16 protein-coding genes are annotated in these 18,755 nt (G+C 63.1%); 11 read left to right on the plus strand and 5 right to left on the minus strand.

Annotation, left to right across the window (positions count from 1 at the left end; genetic code table 11):
- Positions 1–18: 18 nt before the first annotated feature.
- Both ACGYK9_RS15015 and ACGYK9_RS15020 read right to left on the minus strand, forming a co-directional pair.
- Entirely contained in the window at positions 19–1,128 is a 1,110-nt protein-coding gene (locus tag ACGYK9_RS15015; RefSeq protein ID WP_394411653.1) for an ABC transporter ATP-binding protein, read from the minus strand.
- On the minus strand, positions 1,125–2,132 hold the full coding sequence (locus tag ACGYK9_RS15020) for an ABC transporter ATP-binding protein (protein WP_394411650.1): 1,008 nt from the start codon (positions 2,130–2,132) through the stop codon (positions 1,125–1,127). The genes ACGYK9_RS15015 and ACGYK9_RS15020 overlap by 4 nt, the downstream gene beginning before the upstream one ends.
- 345 nt (positions 2,133–2,477) lie before the next feature.
- On the opposite strand from ACGYK9_RS15020, the gene ACGYK9_RS15025 reads away from it, so the two are divergent.
- The 7 genes from ACGYK9_RS15025 to ACGYK9_RS15055 all read left to right on the plus strand — a co-directional run bounded on the left by ACGYK9_RS15025 (position 2,478) and on the right by ACGYK9_RS15055 (position 10,158).
- Positions 2,478–3,176, plus strand: coding sequence for a GntR family transcriptional regulator (locus ACGYK9_RS15025; protein WP_394411645.1), 699 nt, complete (start codon positions 2,478–2,480; stop codon positions 3,174–3,176).
- A 131-nt stretch (positions 3,177–3,307) separates the two neighbouring features.
- Positions 3,308–4,270, plus strand: coding sequence for a dihydrodipicolinate synthase family protein (locus tag ACGYK9_RS15030; protein ID WP_394411642.1), 963 nt, complete (start codon positions 3,308–3,310; stop codon positions 4,268–4,270).
- A gap of 192 nt (positions 4,271–4,462) precedes the next feature.
- A complete protein-coding gene (locus tag ACGYK9_RS15035) occupies positions 4,463–5,236 on the plus strand; it encodes a cyclase family protein (RefSeq protein WP_394411639.1) in 774 nt (257 codons plus the stop codon).
- 3 nt (positions 5,237–5,239) lie between these two features.
- Positions 5,240–5,719, plus strand: coding sequence for a MarR family winged helix-turn-helix transcriptional regulator (locus tag ACGYK9_RS15040; RefSeq protein WP_394411636.1), 480 nt, complete (start codon positions 5,240–5,242; stop codon positions 5,717–5,719).
- 9 nt (positions 5,720–5,728) lie between these two features.
- Complete coding sequence (locus ACGYK9_RS15045; protein WP_394411633.1) at positions 5,729–7,894, plus strand: thiamine pyrophosphate-dependent enzyme; 2,166 nt, start codon at positions 5,729–5,731, stop codon at positions 7,892–7,894.
- A complete protein-coding gene (locus ACGYK9_RS15050) occupies positions 7,891–9,432 on the plus strand; it encodes an indolepyruvate oxidoreductase subunit beta family protein (protein ID WP_394411630.1) in 1,542 nt (513 codons plus the stop codon). The genes ACGYK9_RS15045 and ACGYK9_RS15050 overlap by 4 nt, the downstream gene beginning before the upstream one ends.
- A 123-nt stretch (positions 9,433–9,555) precedes the next feature.
- Positions 9,556–10,158 carry a LysE family translocator gene (locus ACGYK9_RS15055; protein ID WP_394411627.1) on the plus strand — a complete coding sequence of 201 codons (603 nt, stop codon included), beginning with the start codon at positions 9,556–9,558 and terminating at the stop codon, positions 10,156–10,158.
- On the opposite strand, the gene ACGYK9_RS15060 is transcribed toward ACGYK9_RS15055, so the two are convergent.
- Both ACGYK9_RS15060 and otsB read right to left on the minus strand, forming a co-directional pair.
- Positions 10,155–11,930: a glycoside hydrolase family 15 protein gene (locus ACGYK9_RS15060; protein WP_394411624.1), complete on the minus strand. Its 1,776-nt coding sequence runs from the start codon at positions 11,928–11,930 to the stop codon at positions 10,155–10,157. The two genes, ACGYK9_RS15055 and ACGYK9_RS15060, sit on opposite strands and share 4 nt — an antisense overlap.
- A gap of 45 nt (positions 11,931–11,975) precedes the next feature.
- Complete coding sequence (gene otsB / locus ACGYK9_RS15065) at positions 11,976–12,725, minus strand: trehalose-phosphatase (RefSeq protein WP_394411621.1); 750 nt, start codon at positions 12,723–12,725, stop codon at positions 11,976–11,978.
- Positions 12,726–12,923: 198 nt separating this feature from the next.
- Here otsB and ACGYK9_RS15070 point away from each other — a divergent pair, with 198 nt between their 5' ends.
- From ACGYK9_RS15070 to ACGYK9_RS15080, 3 genes are all read left to right on the plus strand, one after another.
- Positions 12,924–13,898, plus strand: a complete 975-nt coding sequence (locus tag ACGYK9_RS15070; RefSeq protein ID WP_394411618.1) for a DNA topoisomerase IB — start codon at positions 12,924–12,926, stop codon at positions 13,896–13,898.
- A 93-nt stretch (positions 13,899–13,991) separates the two neighbouring features.
- Positions 13,992–14,588: an exopolysaccharide biosynthesis protein gene (locus ACGYK9_RS15075; protein WP_067268470.1), complete on the plus strand. Its 597-nt coding sequence runs from the start codon at positions 13,992–13,994 to the stop codon at positions 14,586–14,588.
- A 163-nt stretch (positions 14,589–14,751) separates the two neighbouring features.
- Positions 14,752–16,155, plus strand: coding sequence for a trehalose-6-phosphate synthase (locus ACGYK9_RS15080; protein ID WP_394411615.1), 1,404 nt, complete (start codon positions 14,752–14,754; stop codon positions 16,153–16,155).
- 9 nt (positions 16,156–16,164) lie between these two features.
- Here the strand turns inward: ACGYK9_RS15080 and ACGYK9_RS15085 are convergent, their stop codons facing one another.
- On the minus strand, positions 16,165–16,932 hold the full coding sequence (locus tag ACGYK9_RS15085; protein WP_271694052.1) for a DeoR/GlpR family DNA-binding transcription regulator: 768 nt from the start codon (positions 16,930–16,932) through the stop codon (positions 16,165–16,167).
- A 220-nt stretch (positions 16,933–17,152) separates the two neighbouring features.
- Between ACGYK9_RS15085 and glpD the strand changes: the two genes are divergently transcribed.
- Positions 17,153–18,742, plus strand: a complete 1,590-nt coding sequence (glpD, locus tag ACGYK9_RS15090) for a glycerol-3-phosphate dehydrogenase (RefSeq protein WP_394411870.1) — start codon at positions 17,153–17,155, stop codon at positions 18,740–18,742.
- The last annotated feature ends 13 nt before the right edge of the window (positions 18,743–18,755 follow it).

Genomic DNA, 18,755 nt, shown 5'->3' on the forward strand with positions numbered 1-18,755 from the left:
TGAGTCTGGTTCAGCCTGTTATTCTTGGTTTTGGCGGGGGCGGAGCGTGGTCCGGTCCCGCATGGCGTCTTGGTAAAGCGCAAAGCGCGCGGCGGCCCCGGGGGCGCGTTCGGGCGCATCGGCAAGGCCGAGGTCCGGCGTGGCGGCGGCGATCTCTTCGAAGTAATGGCAGGCGGCGACATGGCCCTCGCCCGCGCGGGTCTCGCGCAATGAGGGCGGCTCGCTCGCGCAGCGTTCTTTGGCAAAGGGGCAGCGGGTGTGGAAGCGACAGCCTGCGGGCGGGTTCGCCGGGCTGGGCATCTCGCCCTCAAGTGCGGTCTGCGGCGTGCGCGCGCCATGGGCGGCCACCGGAATGGCCGACAAGAGCGCACGGGTGTAGGGATGGCGCGGGTGGTTATAGACCGTATCGACATCGCCCTGTTCGACGATCTGGCCCAGATACATCACCGCCACGCGGTCGCTCATGTGGCGGATCACGGCGAGATCGTGGGCGATGATCACAAGCGTCAGCCCCAACTCATCGCGCAGATCGCCCAAAAGGTTAATCACCTGCGCCTGCACCGAGACGTCGAGGGCCGAGACCGGCTCATCCCCGATCACCAGTTTCGGGGCCGAGGCCAGCGCCCGCGCGATCCCGATCCGCTGACGCTGACCGCCCGAGAACTCATGCGGGTAGCGTTCGGCATGTTCGGGGCGCAGCCCGACCTTGGCCAGCAGTTCGGCCACTTTGCCGCGCCGCTCGGTGGCGGACATTTTCGGAAAATGCGTCTCCAGCGGTTCTCCGACCAGCTTGCCGACGCTCATCCGCGGGTTCAGGGATGAGAACGGGTCTTGAAAGATGAACTGCATGTCCCGGCGGAGCGCGGTCAGATCGCGCCCGGCGAGGCTGCGCACATCGCTGCCGTCGAATTGCACGTCGCCCTCGGTCGGGGTCAGCAAGCGCATCAGGAGGCGCGCGAGGGTGGATTTGCCGCAACCGGATTCGCCGACGATGGCAAAGGTTTCGCCCCGACGCACGTCAAAGGAAACGTCATCGACCGCCTTGACCGTGGCGCCCTTGGCCAATCCGCCGCCCGAAGTTTTGAAGTGCTTCTTCAGCCCGCGCGCTGTCAGGATCGTGTCACTCATGCGCTCTGCTCCAGATGTGTCTCCAGCGGGGCGAAATGACAGGCCACGGCATGGCCCCCCTCCAGCGGCGCAAGCGGCGGCTCCTGCGCGCAGATGGGCTGGGCGAAGGGGCAGCGCGTGGCAAAACGGCAGCCTTGGGGCATGTTCTGCGTCGTCGGCACCATGCCCGGCACGGTCGCCAAGCGTCCGCGCGGACCGCTAAGCTGCGGGATCGAGGACATGAGGCCGATCGTGTAGGGATGCTGTGGGTCGTTAAAAATGCGTTCCGCGGGGCCGGTTTCGACAATGGTGCCCGCGTACATGACGGCCACGGTATCCGCGATTTCGGCCACCACGCCAAGGTCATGGGTGATCATGATCGTGCCCATGTCGGTCTCGGCCTGAAGGTCGCGGATCAATTCGAGGATCTGCGCCTGAATGGTCACGTCGAGGGCGGTCGTCGGTTCATCCGCGATCAAGAGCGCGGGGTCGTTGACTAAGGCCATGGCGATCATCACCCGCTGGCGCATGCCGCCGGAGAGTTGGTGCGGGTAGTCGCGCATTCGCTTTTCCGCCGCCGGAATGCCGACCCGCTTGAGGATCGCCAGCGCCTTGTCCTCAGCCTCGGATTTGCTGGCATCGCTATGGGCGAGCACGGCTTCGGTGATCTGGTCGCCGATGCGGAAGGCGGGGTTGAGCGAGGTCATCGGCTCTTGGAAAATCATCGTCATCCGACTGCCGCGCAGCTTGCGCATGGCGGTATGGTCGGCAAGGTCGAGCTTCTGACCTTCGAAAACCATTTCGCCCGAGCGGATTGTCGCCGCACCGGCCGGCAGCAGCCCCATCATCGCCAGCGAGGTCACGCTTTTCCCGCAGCCGCTTTCCCCGACGACACAGAGTGTCTTGCCCGGGTGGACCGTGAAATTCACATGATTGATTTGGTCGCTCGGCGCGCCGCGAAAGCGCAGGCTGAAGTCACGCACTTCGAGCAAAACCTTGTCGGGACCGGTGTCGGGGCTGGGCAATGGACCGCTTTCTTGAACCAATATCAGATTGGTCGAGTATGCGGTTGCAACTTTCTTGCTGTCAATCCGGCGATTGCAGTTTTTGAAAAAGCCATTTGGGGTCAGTATTTTGGCGGGAATAGTGCCTGATATATCGGCGGTGATGCCTGATTTTTGGGCGATTTGTTGCGGCGGTTGGGTGCGCAGTTGGCGCGGGGTGGCGTTTGGGGAGAGTGCGGAAGGTATTTGAGAAAGGATGAAATGAAGGGGGTGGCGCGCTCTAGGGGCGATAGCGCTATTGTAGGGCGGGGGATTTGTTGCTTTATCGAGGGGGAGCCATGAACATCGAAAGGGCGGCATCCCCGCATGACCAGCAAACCTAAAACGGCGGAACGCAAGCGCGGGTCCGGGGCGCAATTTGTCTATTCCATCCTGCGCGATGAGATACTCGATCTGACCCTCTTGCCGGGTAGTCCGATCGACGAGATTCGCCTTTCCGAGCGGCTGTCGATGTCGCGCACGCCGATCCGCGAGGCCTTGGTGCGGTTGGCGAGCGAGGGGTTGGTGACCACGCTGCCCAACCGTTCGACGGTCGTGTCGAATATCGACTTCATGAACCTGCACACCTTCTTTGACGCGATGACCTTGATGTACCGTGTCACCACGCGTCTTGCGGCGCAGTTTCATACGCCGGCGGATATGGCCAATATTCGCGCGCGGCAGGTGGAGTTCGCCAAGGCCGTGTCGGCGCAGGACGCGCTGTCGATGATCGCGACGAACCGGGAGTTCCATGCCGAGATCGCCCGGGCGGGGCGCAACCCCTATTACGAATCGCTTTGTCTGCGGCTGTTGGATGAGGGGCGCCGGTTGCTGCGGATGTATTACCAGTCCTTCGACGATCAGCTTCCCAGTGAGTATGTGCAGGAACATGAGGACTTGATCGCGGCGATTGAGGCGCGGGATATTGGTCGTGCGGATTCTTTGGCCGCAACCCATGCAGATCAGATCGTGGGGCAGATTCAGGCGCTGATTTCGCGGGATCGGCGGCAGCATATCGACCTTTAATTATAGGAAAACGCACCTTTATCGGCCCGTCATAGGGGCTGTGCAGATTTTATGTCGACAAATAAAATACAATAGCTAAGATGCAGCCAAGCCCGGCAGTATCGCGGCCGGTTTCTATGATGGAGAGATATATGACCCCTTCGATTTTTTCCGGCTGCATCCCGGCCCTGATGACCCCCTGCACCGAAGACCGGAAACCTGACTTCGACGCTTTGGTGCGTATGGGCAAAAAGCTGATCGCCGATGGGATGAGCGCGGTGGTTTACTGTGGGTCCATGGGTGATTGGCCGCTGCTGACCGATGCAGAGCGGATGGAAGGTGTCGAACGTCTGGTCGAAGCGGGCGTGCCGGTAGTTGTGGGCACGGGGGCCGTGAATACGAAGCTGGCCGCCGAACATGCGGCGCATGCGCAAAAGGTCGGCGCCAAGGGACTGATGTTGATCCCCCGCATCCTGTCGCGCGGCACGTCGGCTGCCGCGCAGAAGGATCACTTCAAAAAGGTTCTCTCGGCGGCGCCTGAGCTTCCCGCCGTGATCTACAACAGCCCCTATTACGGTTTTGCCACCCGGGCCGATCTCTTCTTTGCGCTGCGGGCCGAGCATTCCAACCTTGTCGGCTTCAAGGAGTTCGGCGGCGCGGATGATCTGCGCTATGCGGCGGAGAATATCACCAGCCGGGATGATGAGGTCACGCTGATGATCGGTGTGGATACCACCGTCTTCCACGGTTTTGTCAATTGCGGCGCCACCGGGGCGATCACCGGGATCGGCAATGTGCTGCCGCGCGAAGTGTTGCATCTGGTTGCCCTCAGCCAAGCTGCGGCGGCGGGCGATGCCGAAGCGCGCCAGCGGGCGCAGGAGCTTGATGCGGCCCTTGGTGTTCTGTCCTCCTTCGACGAGGGGCCGGACCTCGTGCTTTATTATAAGCATCTGATGGTGCTCGAAGGCCATGCGGAATATGCGTTGCATTTTAATGAGACTGACGCGCTGACAGACAGCCAGCGCGGCTATGCCGAGGCGCAGTATAAACTCTTCCGCACATGGTATGCCGATTGGAGCCAGCAGGGCGGGGCGGTCGCGAAATACGCCGCTTAATCTCCTTAGCCACCTCTCCCCGGCTGGGCAGGCCCGTCGCATTTGCGGCGGGCCTTTTGCGTTCGTGGCAAGCCTTTCGAAGAAGATAATTGCAAACGCATATAAATGTGACTAGCATCTTTGCAGGGATAACGCATCGGGAGTGGGTGCGCCATTTGAGGGAGATTAATTGAAATGAGTGCTACGGATTTAATGCGTGATTTCGGCGCGATGCTGGCTTCGGGCGGGGTTGAGGTCGTCGATTGCTCGGGCGTCTTGGGGCCGGATACGCCGATCCTGCAGCTGCCTGCTGATTTCGCCAAGCCGACGCCGAAGGTCGAGATTCACAAGATCAGCGAATATGACGAGGACGGCCCCTTCTTTGCCTGGAACTGGATGGTGCTGGGCGAGCATTCGGGCACGCATTTCGACGCGCCGCATCATTGGATCACCGGTAAGGATTATGACGACGGCTTCACTGATACGCTCGACGTGCAGCGTCTGGTCGCCCCGGTCAACGTGATCGATTGTTCGCAGCAGGCGCAGGAAGACCCGGATTTCCTGCTCGATGCCAAGGGCATCAAGGAATGGGAAGCCGAGTATGGCGAGATCGGCGAAGGCGAATGGGTCGTCATGCGCACCGATTGGGACGCGCGCGTCGATGACGAGGCGCGGTTTCTTAACGCCGATGAGACCGGGCCGCACAGCCCCGGGCCGACCCCGGATGCGATTCAGTACCTGATGGAGAAGAAGATCGTCGGCTGGGGCACGCAGTGCATCGGCACCGATGCGGGGCAAGCGGGCGGGATGGAGCCGCCCTATCCGGCGCATAACCTGCTGCATAAGAACAACTGTTTTGGCCTGGCGTCACTGGCCAACGTCGACAAACTGCCGCCGAAGGGGGCGATCCTGATCGCCGCGCCGTTGAAGATCAAGAACGGCACCGGTAGCCCCATTCGGGCGCTGGCACTGGTGCCGAAGGGCTGATCGGTGACAGATACACCACCTTCCGGGGCCGAGAACGCGCCGCTGGATCGGATGGGGCTCGATAACTTCGCGCCCTATCTGATGAACCGGATCATGGGGCGGTACAATGCCGCCCTGTCGGCGGAGATGGCGGCACTTGGCCTGACCACGCCGCAGATGCGCTCGCTCGCGGTGCTGTCGGTGACCGACGGCATCCTGATCCGCGAACTTGCGGTCTACGCCGTGGTCCAGCAGTCGACGCTCAGCCGCGCGCTGGATGCGTTGGTGCGCGACGGGTTGGTCCGGCGCGAGACCGATGCGAATGACAGCCGCGCCACGCGGGTCTACCTCACCGAGCAGGGGCGCGAAGCCTATCAGCGCCTTTGGCCCCATATGGCCGCCGCCTATGACGCGATGTTCAAGGGCATCGGCGCCGAAGAGAAGGCGGCCTTCGTGGCCACCTTGCAGACCATGCTGCGCAACATCCGCAAACACGATTTCTGAGAGGGTCCGATGGCCGAACGTTCGTTCAAGGCAGAGGTGGAACATCTGCGCAAGGGAGACGGCGACGTCTTCACCGGCGAGGGCATCCTTGCGATCACCAAGGCGCTTTTGGAGAACGGCGTGGGCTATGTCGGCGGCTATCAGGGTGCGCCGATCAGCCACCTGATGGACGTACTGGCCGATGCCGAGGAACTGATGGGCGAGCTTGGCGTGCGCTTCGAGGCCAATGCCAGCGAGGCTGCCGCGGCGGCGATGCTGGCGGCTTCCGTGCATTACCCGATCCGCGGGGCGGTGACCTTCAAGGGGCCGGTGGGGGTGAACGTGGCCTCGGACGCGCTGGCGAACCTCAGTTCCTCTGGCGTAACCGGCGGCGCTTTGGTGATCGTGGGCGAGGACTATGGCGAAGGCTCCTCGATCATGCAGGAGCGCAGCCACGGCTTCGCGATGAAATCGCAGTTCTGGATGCTCGACCCGCGCCCGAACCTGCCTTCGATCACCAAGGCGGTGAAGGACGGGTTCGAGCTTTCCGAGGCCAGCAACACGCCCGTCATGCTGATGGTGCGCATCCGGTCATGCCACGTGACGGGCAGTTTCGAGACCCGCGACAACCAGCGCCCGCCACTGACCGTTGCCGAGGCGGCGGCCAACCCGCAATCGGATTTCAACCGCGTCGTGCTGCCGCCGATGTCCTATCTGCATGAGAAGGACAAGATCGAGAACCGCTGGCCTGCGGCCGAAAAGTTCATTCGCGACAACAAGCTCAACGAGTTCTTCGGTCCCGAGAAGGCGCCTCTGGGCATCGTGGTGCAGGGCGGCATGTACAACTCGGTCATCCGCGCGCTGCAACGGTTGGGACTGGCGGACATCCACGGCCAGACCGAGGTGCCGCTTTACGTGCTGAACGTCACCTACCCGCTGCTTAAGGACGAGTTCGACGACTTCTGTGCGGGCAAGGAGCATGTGCTGGTGGTCGAGGAGGGCCAGCCCGATCACATCGAGCAGCAGCTTGGCTCCTACCTTTACAAACTGGGCCGCCAGGTGAAGCTACACGGCAAGGACGTGCTGCCGATGGCGGGCGAATACACCGGGCAGGTGCTGCTCGACGGGGTGACGGATTTCCTCAAGATCGCCGCGCCCGAGATGCTGCCCGGTGCCGTGCGCGCACCTAACGCTGACGCCCCGGCGATTCCGGACCTGTCTCGGACCGTGCCGATCCGCCCGCCCGGCTTTTGCACCGGTTGCCCTGAACGCCCGATCTTCGCCGCAATGAAACTGACCGAGCAGGAGCTGGGCAAACACCAGATCACCGGCGACATCGGCTGCCACCTCTTCGGTTGCCTGCCGCCTTTCGAGATTGGCGGCTCGACCATGGGCTATGGCCTCGGTCCCGCTTCAAACGCGGCCTTCGATGGGGGTGGCGACAAGCGGGTGATTTCGATCCTCGGCGACGGCGGGTTCTGGCACAACGGTCTGTCGACCTCGATCGGGAACATGGTCTTCAACAAATCCGACAGCGTCGCGGTGATCGTCGACAACTACTACTCCGCCGCCACCGGCGGGCAGGATGTGATGTCCTCGCGCGCGCATAACGATACGAAATCGACCAACAACCCGATCTCCAAGGCGCTTAAGGGCGTGGGCGTGGAATGGGTGCGCCAGATCGACCGGACCTATGACGTGGGCAAGCTGCGCGAGGTGCTGCGCGAGGCGCTGACCACAGACTACAAGGGGCCGAAGGTGATCGTGGCGTCGTCGGAATGCATGCTCAACAAGCAGCGCCGTGAGAAGCCGAAACGCAATCAGGCGATCAAGGAAGGCCGCCGCATGGAAGTGCCGCGTTTTGGCGTCGATGCGGATGTTTGCACCGGCGATCACGCCTGCATCCGGCTTTCGGGCTGCCCGTCGCTCTCGCTCAAACGTCTCGACGATCCGCTGCGCGACGATCCGCTGCGCGACGATCCGGTGGCGCATATCGACCAGACCTGCGTGGGCTGCGGCAACTGCGGCGAAGTGGCGGATACAGCGGTGCTTTGCCCGTCGTTCTATCAGGCCGACGTGGTGCATAACCCGACCCGTTTCGAGCGCTGGCGCGCCGAAGCGACGGGCAAGATCATCGGTTGGCTGCAACGGCGGCGCGATGCGAAACGGCTGCGCAACGAAGGAGTGGCGACATGAACATGGTGCTGCCGCAAAAGACCCCGGACGCGCGGGCCGGGGAGATCATCAAGCTCGCGGTCATGGCCGTGGGCGGGCAGGGGGGCGGCGTGCTCACCGGCTGGATCGAGGCGATGGCCCGGGCCGAGGGCTATGTCTGTCAGGCGACCTCGGTCGCCGGCGTGGCGCAGCGCACCGGGGCCACCATCTACTACGTCGAAATGGCCCCCAAGAGCGCGCTCGACCCCGTCTTCGCGCTGGCCCCGGCGGCGGGCGACGTGGACGTGCTGATCGCCGCCGAGATGATGGAAGTGGGCCGCGCCGTGATGCGCGGTTTCGTGACGCCGGACCGGACGACGCTGATCGGCTCGACCCACCGCGCGCTGGCGGTGAGCGAGAAGATGGCGCCGGGCGACGGCATTGCCGATGCCGATGAGGTCCGCGCGGCGGCCGAGATCGCGGCGCAGAAACTGGTGCTCGAAGATATGGAAGGGCTGGCCGTCGGCGCAGGTTCGGTCATCTCGGCCTCGCTCTTCGGCGCGCTTGCAGGCTCCGGCGCGCTGCCGTTTCCACGTGAGGCCTATGAGAATGCGATCCGTGCCGGCGGCAAGGGGGTCGAACCCTCGCTGCGCGCCTTCGCCGTGGGCTTTGACGCCGCGCAGGGCAAGCTGCCCGAAACACCGCAGGCCCCCGAGGAAGAGATCAAACCGTTCAGCCTTGTCGGGCCGGAGAAGCTGCAGGCCGAATGGGCCGCGCTGGTGGACCGGGCCGACCGCCTGCCCGAGCCGGTGCGGGACCTCGCGCTCGCCGGGCTCGCCAAGGTGGTGAACTTTCAGGACTGCGCCTATGGCGCGCTTTACCTCGACCGGCTCGATACCGTGTTGGCCCGCGATGATGCTGCACACGACTGGGCGCTTTCGGCGGCGGCGGCGAAATACATCGCCAACGCCATGGCCTATGACGACATCATCCGCGTGGCGGACCTCAAGACCCGCGCCCCGCGTCTGTCGCACATCCGCCAAGAGATGCGCGCGGGCGAGGAGAACCTGCTGCAACTGACCGAATACTTCCACCCCCGCGCGGAAGAGATCGCAGGGCTCATGCCCGCGCGGCTCGGCGCCAAGGTGGAGGCGAGCGACACATGGATGGCCCGGCTGAACCGCTGGTTCGACAAGGGCCGCCGGTTGCGCACCGACCGGCTGCCCGCCTTCCTGATGCTGCATTTCCTCGGCGGCCTGAAGGGCTACCGGCTGCGCACCCATCGCCATGCCCTTGAGGTCGCGCATCTGGAGGACTGGCTCAGCCGCTGCCTTGCGGAGGTGGAGACTGGCTACGCCCTCGCTGTGGAACTGGTGAAATGCCGCCGCCTGATCAAGGGCTACTCCGACACCCATGCGCGGGGCCTGGGCAAGTTCGACCGGGTGATGGACGCCGCCGATCTGCTGCGCGGGCGTGACGACGCGGCGGAGTGGATCGCACGACTGCGCGAGGCGGCGTTGCAGGATGCCGAAGGCAAGGCGCTCGACGGGGCCATCGCCACGGTGCGGTCCTTCGTCTGAGGTGCCCGTTTTCTAAGCGGTCGCGGGGCGGATCACGCACAGAGCGGCCCCCGGCGTCTGCATCGCAGTTGACCACGGGTTCGCGTCGCGCCTAGCTGGGCGCAGTCACAGGGGACCGCCGCCATGGAACTTTCGCATCTCATCGCCTTCAACATCGCGCTCATCGCGTCGATCCTCAGCCCCGGCCCGGCCTTTCTGATCGCGTTGAAAACGACGCTGAGTTCGGGGCGGCAGGCGGGCGTTGCGGTGGGGGCTGGCCTCGGCCTTGTGGCGTCGTTCTGGACCCTCGCCGCGCTCTTGGGGTTGGAGGCCGTATTCCTCGCCTTCCCATGGGCCTATGCCATCGTGAAAACCGTGGGCGCAGCCTACCTGCTGTATGTGGCTTACGGCATGTGGCGCGGGGCGCGGGCACCGGTGACAAGCACGGTGACACCCGCCCGCCATGCGTTCCGGCAGGGGCTGATGATCAATATCCTGAACCCCAAATCGGTGCTTTTCGCCGCCGCGGTGCTGGTCGTCATCTTCCCCGAGGGGATGCGGCTGAGCGAGAACCTCTTGATCGTCGCCAATCACCTGATCATCGAACTGGCCTTCTACACCGCATTGGCCTTCGGCATGAGCCGCCCTGCCGTCAGCCAAGGCTACCTGCGCGCGAAGGTCTATTTCGACCGCATCGCCTCGGCTGTGCTGGGGCTTTTGGGGCTGCGGCTGTTGTTCACGCGTTAAAGCTCGGCCTCCCACCGGCGCGACAGGCGCATGGCGCCGTTGATGATTCCGACCATAGAGTAGGTCTGGGGGAAGTTGCCCCAGCCCTCACCAGTGGCAAAGGCAGTGTCTTCGGACATCAGGCCAAGGTGGTTGCGGGCCTCCAGCAACTCTTCGAACAGTTTGCGTGCTTCCTCTTCGCGGCCAATCCGCGCCAGCGCGTCGATGCGCCAGAAGGCGCAGACGTTAAAGCCCACCTCCGGCACGCCGAAATCGTCGGCCTCTTCGTATCGCAACATGAAGGGGCCGCGGCCCAGCACTTCGGAAAGACGTTCGACCGTGGCGATGAATCGCGGGTCTTTCGGCGGCAGAAAGCCGACCTCGCCCATCAGCAAAACGCTCGCGTCGAGGGTGCTGCCGCCGAAGCTTTCGACAAAGGCGCCGCGTTCCTCGGACCATGCGTTGTCGAGGATCTTGTCGCGGATCACCTCGGCCCGCTCCGCCCAGAGGGTGGCGCGGTCAACCAATTTCAGATGCCGCGCGATCTTGGCCAGACGGTCGCAGGCGGCCCAGCACATCAGCGACGAGGAGGTGTGAATCCGCGCGCGGCTGCGCAATTCCCAGATGCCCGCGTCGGGCTGGTCGTGCAGCTCCCACGCCTGTTCGCCGAGCGGCTCCAACTGCTCATAGGCGGTGCGTCCGGTGTTCATCGGCAGACGGTGATCGAAAAATGCCGGGGCCGCGCCGAGGATGATGTTGCCATAGGTGTCATGCTGGAAATGCTCATGCGCCTGATTGCCGATCCGCACCGGCCCCATGCCACGGAACCCCTGTAGACTGGGCGAGATACGTTCGGTCAGCGCCGTCTCTAGCCCCAGCCCCAGCACCGGCTGGATATGCCCGCCCTCGGCATCGGCCACGGCGTTCATCAGCCATTGAAAATAATGCTCCAACGTGCGGGTCGCGGCGAGGCTGTTGAGCGCGCGGACGGTGAAGAAGGCATCGCGCACCCAGCAATAGCGGTAATCCCAGTTGCGCCCCGAATCCGGCGCCTCGGGTAGGGAGGTGGTGATCGCGGCGATCACCCCGCCCGTGGCCTCATAGCTGCACAGTTTCAACGTGATCGCGGCGCGGATGACGGCCTCCTGCCACTCGAAAGGGATCGCCAAACGCTGGGTCCAGCGCTGCCAATAGCGGGTCGTCTTGGTGCGGAAGGTGGTGCCGATCTGCTCAGGGCTGTCCGACAGGGTCTCATCGGGGCCGAGGATGAAGGTCATCTCACCTTCGAGGTTAATCATCCGCCCGTCGAGCACATGATCAATCGGCGCGTCAGTGGTCAGGCGCATGTTCTGCTCAGGCCCGACGAAACGCACATGGTTGGAGCCACGGGTGAGGGTCGGGGCCACTTCCCCCCATTGAAAGCGCGGCTTCAGCCGCATCCGCACACGGGGGGAGCCTTCGATACGCCGCACCTGCCGCACCAGCATCTGCGGGCGAAAGCTGCGGCCATAGGCGGTGAAACGGGGGCAGAAGTCGACAACCTCGACCGCGCCCTTTGGGCTGCGCAACACGGTGCGCAGGATCGCGGTATTGGGCAGGTAGCTCTGCTCGCTCTCGGTCATATCTTCGAGTTCGACGGCAAATTCCCCGTCGCCCTCTTCGCCCGCGCCATGGCCCATCAGGCTGTGAAAGACCGGATCGCCGTCGAAACGCGGCAGGCAGAACCAGTTGATCGCCCCTTCGCGGCTGACCAGCGCCGCAACCGCGCAATTCCCGATGACACCTAGATCCATAAGTCCCTCTTTTCTATTCATGATGCGGCTGCCGGGCGGGCCGGATCAGCGCAAAATCTCTTCCAGCCAATCGGCAAAACCGGCCACGTCTTCGATGCGATGTTGGGCTTCGGTCGGCCCTTGGCCGATCTTGATGCCAAAGCCACCCATGGCCTGCGCCGCGCGAAAGCCGTCTTCGTCCGTCACGTCATCGCCGACCATCACGGGCAGACGGTCTGCGAAGGCGGGGGAGGCCATGAACCGCGCCACCGCGCCGCCCTTGTCGACACCTTTCAAGGCGACCTCGCTGACCATCTTGCCATGCAAACCGCGCAGGCTGGAGTCTTCGCCGACCAGCGTATCGACGAAGCCGCGACAGGCGTCTTCTTGCTCCGGGGCCTTGCGGTAATGCAGCGCGATCGCGCCGGGCTTGCGCTCGGATGTTACCCCATGCAGGACGGCGAATTCCTCGACCCGGTCGATGACCGGGGTGGGGATGCCCGCGCTCTGCTCCGGCGCGTGATCCTCCGCGGTGCTAAGCCGCAGCTCCAGCCCATGCGATCCTGAGACCGGCAGGCGCAGCGCACCCAAGATACGGTCCACATCCGCCATGGCCCGGCCAGAGATCACCGCCACCGCCCCATCCGTCTTTGCGACAAGACGGGTCAGAAGTTGGCGCGTCGCCTCCGGCAGACAGGCGTCTTCTGGGTTGTCGACAATGGGGGCGAGCGTGCCGTCGAGATCAAGGAAGAACGCATGGCGCTCGACCGGGATCACGGGCGGCAGATTGCGGGGCGACAGGGTGGTGCTATCCATAGGGTCCGGTCTATCCGTTTCGTTGCACGGGCGTTCCCCCAGAAACCTATGCGCCAGCGCAGCGAAATCAACGGATTTATGCTGCAACTGCGCAGAGATGCGCGATGTGCGCCGCGGGAACCCAGCCGATGTGCCCGCGTTGATCAAAACGGGGGCAGGCCCCAGACGCCACCCCGCCTATCGCAATCGGAAGCCCAGATGACCGCACCATCGACGCTCAGGTACTACCCCGACAGCAAACCCGGCATCGCTCGGCGGCGCTGCGGGCGGGGGTTTTCCTATCACGCGCCCGATGGCCGCTGCATCAAGGACAAGGCCGAGCGGGCGCGGCTGGTGAAACTGGCGGTGCCCCCGGCCTATGAGCGGGTCTGGATCAGCCCCTATGACAATGGGCACCTTCAGGCGACCGGCTTCGATGCGCGAGGCCGCAAGCAATACCGTTACCATCCGCTCTGGTCCGAGGCGCAGGCGCAGGAGAAATACGCAAGTCTGCCCGAGTTTGCCGAGACCCTGCCGCGCATCCGCCGCCGCGTGCGCCGTGATCTTAAGGAGGAGTTGGGCGAACGTGATTTCGCGCTGGCCGCCGCCGTGGCGATGATCGACCGGCTGTCGTTGCGCGTCGGCAATCAGGTCTATGCCGAAACCAACCGCACCTATGGCACGCTGACCCTGAAACGGCGGCATCTGGTCCTGCGCGATGGGAAGTTGCAGGCGTCCTTCATGGCGAAGGGCGGCAAACGGGTCCGCCGCCAGATCGCCAACCGCACCCTAATGCGCGCGCTTGAGAAAATTCGCGACCTACCCGGCGCGGACCTGCTGACATGGCTCGACGAAGAGGGGCAGCCGCGCAGTCTGACCTCCACCGCGCTGAACGACTACATCGCCGAGGCCGCTGGCACCGAAGGCTTCTCGGCCAAGACCTTTCGCACTTGGGCCGGGTCCGTCGCCGCCTTCGACGTTGCGCTGAAAGAGGACAAGCCCAGCATCAAATCCATGGCCGAAGCCGCCGCCGAACGGTTGCACAATACGCCCACCATCGCGCGTAACAGCTATATCCATCCGCAGGTGATCGAACTTTGCCAGACCCCGCAAGACTTGCCCGACCCGCCCGATATAGACGACATGACCCAAGCCGAGCGGGGCCTTCTGGCCTTTCTGCGCGCGAAGACGTGAACTTGAACTGACAATTCGGGCGAACTTTCAGCGCGCTCACGCATTGTTAACAGGAGTAGCGCTATCGCCCGACGTTAGAAGGACTAGAATTTCATGAGCGATACAGGTCGGCCAACCCTCAGCGGCGTCCTAGATGAGATGGAGCATCTTTCCGGCGGCGCGGATCGGCAAATCACCGTGGAAGAGATCATTGATTGTCTGGGTAAACATTCTTTTGCCTCAACCATTCTTGCCTTCAGCCTGATCTCAACCTCGCCCGCCAGCGGCATTCCGGGGATCACGGCTTTCATCGGTTTGGTGGTGCTGTTTCTGGTGGTGCAGATGATCTTTGGCCGCGACAGCCTCTGGCTGCCCGGTTTCGTCATGCGCCGTGACATCGCCGCGAAGAAACTCCGCGAGGGGGTGCGGTGGCTGCGCCGCCCGGTGGATTTCGTGGACCGCTATCTGCACGAGCGCTCGACCTTCATCCTGCACCGCCCGTGGATTTACCTGCCCCTGTTCATGGTGATGGCCCTGTCGATGTTCATGCCCTTCATGGAAGTCGTACCCACTTCCGGCTCCATCGCGTCGGCGATGATCGCCATTTTCGCGGCGGGCTATCTTATGCGCGACGGGCGGGTGGTCATCCTGTCGATGATCCTGATGTCGCTGCTGCCTGTGGGGGTCGCGTGGTTCTTTCTTGGGCGCTGAGAAAATAATTCCGGCCCTTGGCCATGCTGCACCTGCAAAAGATTTGACCAAAGGCGCTCAAGCTGGGAACCTTTACCGACCTAAACCATTAAACCGTTAGTGGTGGTCGGCGTTCCGCCTAATCAGGCTCGGCGACCGAAAATGATTGTTCCCGAGGCATAAAATGGCTGGCAGATTAATTGTAATCTCAAATCGCATCCCGTCGGAGGCCGCCCCTTCCGGTGGGCTGGTTTATGCGCTGCATGAAACCCTGCGCAAGATCGGCGGCATCTGGATCGGGTCGCACCCCGAAACCACGGAAACCCCCGCCAACAGTCTCAGCGAATATGGCGATCAGGGTAATTACACCCGGCTGAGCTTTAGCCTAACCCCCGAAGATTACAAGAATTTCTACCTCGGCTTCTCGAACTCGGTGCTTTGGCCTGTCTGTCACCGCCGCGGCGATCTGGTCAAGCTCGACCGCGGGTTCGAGCGGGGCTATTGCGCCGTCAATGCCCGCCTCGCCCGACAGGTGATGGAGGTGGCCGAGCCCGACGATATGATCTGGGTTCACGACTATCATTTCTTCCCCCTCGCCACAGAGCTGCGCAAGCTGGGCTTCACCGGCAAGATCGGGTTTTTCCTGCATATTCCCTTTCCCGCCTTGGGCGATATGGGCGCCCTCCCGCGGGAGGCCAATCTGGCGCATTGGCTGGCGGATTATGACCTCGTAGGCCTGCAAACCCGCGCCGATGTGGCCCGCTGTCTTGAGATGTTCCGGGCTGAGACCGATTCCGAATTTCTCATGGATGGCACGATCAAATGCGGCTCTCGCGCGGTGGCGCTACGGTCTTTCCCCATCGGGATCGACGTGGAAACCTTTGTGCAGGCCGCGCAGGGCGGCAGCGCGCAGGACCGTCTGGCCGACGATATGGCAGGCGACATCGTGATCGGCGTCGACCGGCTGGATTACTCCAAAGGTCTGCCCAACCGCTTCCGCGCCTTTGGCCGCTATCTTGAAACCCGGGATGAGCGGGAACGCCGGGTGAGCATGGTCCAAATCGCCCCGCCCAGCCGAGAGGAAGTCGCCGCCTATCGCGAGTTGCGCTACGAGTTGGAAGAGCTTGTCGGCCGCGTGAACGGGGAGCATGGAGAGATCGACTGGACCCCGCTGCGCTATATCCACCGCAACCTTGATCGCAACCTTTTGGCTCGCCTTTATCGCCGGGCGCGGGTCGGGATCGTGACGCCCTTCGCCGATGGGATGAACCTTGTGGCCAAGGAATATGTCGCGGCGCAAAACCCCGAAGACCCCGGCGTGCTGATCCTGTCGCATATGGCCGGCGCCGCCGAAGACCTGACGGATGCGATTCAGGTCAACCCCTATGACATCGAAGACATGAGCGAAGCGCTCAAGACCGCGCTCGCTCTGCCGCTGGAAGAGCGCAAGCGCCGCCATGCAAGCTGCATGGCGCAGGTGCGGGCCACGGATGTGAACCTCTGGAGCCAGCATTTTGTCGACGCTTTGAAAGCCTGCAAGCCGACGCTCGTGGTCAAGCCCCGCGCGCGGGAATGGACAGACGCCTAGCGGCGGGGGTCACTCTTCCGGCGCATAGACCACTGCGGTCTCCCAACCGTTGCATTTCTCGGCAAGGCCCGCAGGCAGCGCCAGATCGGTAAAGAACATATTCACCTCCCGCGCCGAGGCGATGCGCGCGGGGGCAGAGCGTTTGAATTTGGAATGATCGGTCACCAAAAAAGTCTTGCGCGACTGCGCGATGATACATTGGCTGACGCCGACTTCTTCGATGTCGAAGTCGAGCAGATCACCATCCGCGTCCATTGCCGAACAGCCGATCACCGCGATGTCGAATTTGAACTGGCGGATCGTTTCGATCGTTAGATTGCCGACCAGACCGCCGTCCATCCGGCGCAGCGCGCCGCCGGTCAGCACGATGCGGCATTCGGGGTTGTCGACCAGAATATTGGCCACGTTCATGTTGTTCGTTACCACCATCAGATCGCGGTGGTGAAGCAGGGCGCGGGCCACCGCCTCGGTACTGGTCCCGATATTTAGAAAGACCGAACAGCCGTCGGGGATATGTTCGGCGCAGGCGCGGGCGATGCGATTCTTGGCCTCTTCATGCAGATTGCGCCGCTCGGCATAGCCGATGTTGCTGGCCCCCGAGGGCAGCACCGCACCGCCATGGACCCGCTCAAGCTTACCGCTGTCGGCCAGTTCCGTAAGGTCACGGCGAATGGTCTGATGGGTCACGCCGAAATGTTCGGCCAGCCCATCGACGGTGACTTTGCCTTCGCGCCGGGCGATTTCAAGGATGTCGGGATGGCGGAATGTCTGTGAAATGGGCGTCGCTCCTGCCTGCTGTTGGCGCATTATCTCCAGTGTTTTGGCTAACGCAAGCATTCGCGCAGCAAGACACGTTTAACATGTTCGCTATGCTGGTGAAACGAACATAAACGAAAATAATTCTTGTGCAGTTGGGAGTCGTTTCGTAACACTGCCCCAAATTGGACAGTCTGAGCTGGGGGAGGGCCGGATCGTGAACCAACAGCCCGAAAGCCATATGGCCGCTGCCCCGGTCGATTTATTCGTCATCGGTGGTGGCATTAACGGCGCCGGGATCGCGCGCGACGCGGCAGGCCGGGGTCTGAGCGTGACCTTGGCCGAGATGAACGATCTGGCCTCGGCGACCTCTTCGGCCTCGACCAAGCTTTTCCACGGCGGGCTGCGTTACCTTGAGTATTTCGAGATCGGCCTTGTGCGCCATGCGTTGACCGAGCGCGAGGTGCTGCTGAAGGCGATGCCGCATATCTCTTGGCCGATGCGTTTCGTGCTGCCCTATCACCGCGACATGCGGTTCGAGGGCGATACGCCGACCTCTAAACTGCTGCGGTTGTTCATGCCGTGGATGCGGGGCCGCCGCCCGGCATGGCTGATCCGTCTGGGCCTGTTCCTCTATGACAACCTCGGCGGGCGTAAAATCCTGCCCGCCACACGCAGCCTTTCCTTGCGCGGCACGCCCGAAGGGGCGCCGCTGGAGGATCGGTTCGAGAAGGCTTTTGAATACTCCGATTGCTGGATCGAAGACTCCCGCCTTGTGGTGCTGAACGCCCGCGACGCCGAACTGCGCGGCGCGCGTATCATGACCCGGACCAAAGTCGTCTCTGCCGACCGCAGCGCCGATGGCTGGGCGGTCACCGTAGAGCATGGCGCGGATGGCCGGCGCGAGGTGATCCACGCCAAGATGCTGGTCAACGCGGGTGGTCCGTGGGTCGGCGACATCATCCACAACACCGCGCGCCTGAACTCCTCCGAAGGGGTGCGGCTGGTGCGCGGCAGCCATATCGTGACCAAGCGGCTCTACGATCACGACAAATGCTATTTCTTCCAAGGCACCGATGGGCGGATCATCTTCACGATCCCCTATGAGCAGGATTTCACCCTGATCGGCACCACTGACGCCGATCATCCTGATCCGTCCGTCACCCCGGAATGCACGCCCGAAGAGCAGGACTACCTGATCGACTTCGTGAACGGCTATCTCAAGCAGGACATCACCCGCAAAGATATCGTCTGGACCTATTCCGGGGTGCGTCCGCTTTATGACGATGGCGCCAGCAGCGCCACGGCGGCGACGCGGGATTATACGCTCAAGGTCGACAAGACCGGCGGCGCGCCGATCCTCAATGTCTTTGGCGGTAAGATTACGACCTACCGCAAACTGGCCGAAGACGCGCTGGAGCTGATCGCGCCGCATTTCGACGGGCTGTCGGGCCATTGGACCGCGGGCGTCGCCCTGCCCGGCGGTGATTTCCCGGTGGACGGCGTGGCGCAGTTGATCGCGCGACTGAAAGCGGATTATGACTTTCTGGATGAAAGCTGGGCAGCACGGCTGATCCGCGCCTATGGTACGGATGCTTGGGCGATGGCGGGCGAGGCCAAGACGCTGGCGGATATGGGCGAGCATTTCGGGGCTACCCTCACCGCGCGCGAGGCCGCTTGGCTGATGAACAAGGAATATGCCCTCAGCGCAGAGGACGTCGTCTGGCGCCGCAGCAAGCTGGGCCTGCGAATGGACGAGACGCAGATCGCGCGTCTTGATGAATGGATGCAGATGCGCGCGGCGAAACAAGCCGCCTCTGCGGCGGAATGAGGGGAGGTCGAAC

Origin of the sequence: Sulfitobacter sp. 1A15258 (genome assembly GCF_043557045.1) — a bacterium.
In the GTDB taxonomy this organism is placed as follows: Bacteria; Pseudomonadota; Alphaproteobacteria; order Rhodobacterales; family Rhodobacteraceae; genus Sulfitobacter; species Sulfitobacter faviae.

What these genes read in the sequence shown, in the direction of transcription:
- glpD (WP_394411870.1), top strand. Translation starts at nt 17,153, where the DNA reads ATGGCCGCTGCCCCGGTCGATTTATTCGTCATCGGTGGTGGCATTAAC.
- ACGYK9_RS15025 (WP_394411645.1), top strand. Translation starts at nt 2,478, where the DNA reads ATGACCAGCAAACCTAAAACGGCGGAACGCAAGCGCGGGTCCGGGGCG.
- otsB (WP_394411621.1), bottom strand. Translation starts at nt 12,725, where the DNA reads ATGGATAGCACCACCCTGTCGCCCCGCAATCTGCCGCCCGTGATCCCG.
- ACGYK9_RS15015 (WP_394411653.1), bottom strand. Translation starts at nt 1,128, where the DNA reads ATGAGTGACACGATCCTGACAGCGCGCGGGCTGAAGAAGCACTTCAAA.
- ACGYK9_RS15050 (WP_394411630.1), top strand. Translation starts at nt 7,891, where the DNA reads ATGAACATGGTGCTGCCGCAAAAGACCCCGGACGCGCGGGCCGGGGAG.
- ACGYK9_RS15030 (WP_394411642.1), top strand. Translation starts at nt 3,308, where the DNA reads ATGACCCCTTCGATTTTTTCCGGCTGCATCCCGGCCCTGATGACCCCC.
- ACGYK9_RS15075 (WP_067268470.1), top strand. Translation starts at nt 13,992, where the DNA reads ATGAGCGATACAGGTCGGCCAACCCTCAGCGGCGTCCTAGATGAGATG.
- ACGYK9_RS15055 (WP_394411627.1), top strand. Translation starts at nt 9,556, where the DNA reads ATGGAACTTTCGCATCTCATCGCCTTCAACATCGCGCTCATCGCGTCG.
- ACGYK9_RS15070 (WP_394411618.1), top strand. Translation starts at nt 12,924, where the DNA reads ATGACCGCACCATCGACGCTCAGGTACTACCCCGACAGCAAACCCGGC.
- ACGYK9_RS15080 (WP_394411615.1), top strand. Translation starts at nt 14,752, where the DNA reads ATGGCTGGCAGATTAATTGTAATCTCAAATCGCATCCCGTCGGAGGCC.
- ACGYK9_RS15060 (WP_394411624.1), bottom strand. Translation starts at nt 11,930, where the DNA reads ATGGATCTAGGTGTCATCGGGAATTGCGCGGTTGCGGCGCTGGTCAGC.
- ACGYK9_RS15045 (WP_394411633.1), top strand. Translation starts at nt 5,729, where the DNA reads ATGGCCGAACGTTCGTTCAAGGCAGAGGTGGAACATCTGCGCAAGGGA.
- ACGYK9_RS15035 (WP_394411639.1), top strand. Translation starts at nt 4,463, where the DNA reads ATGCGTGATTTCGGCGCGATGCTGGCTTCGGGCGGGGTTGAGGTCGTC.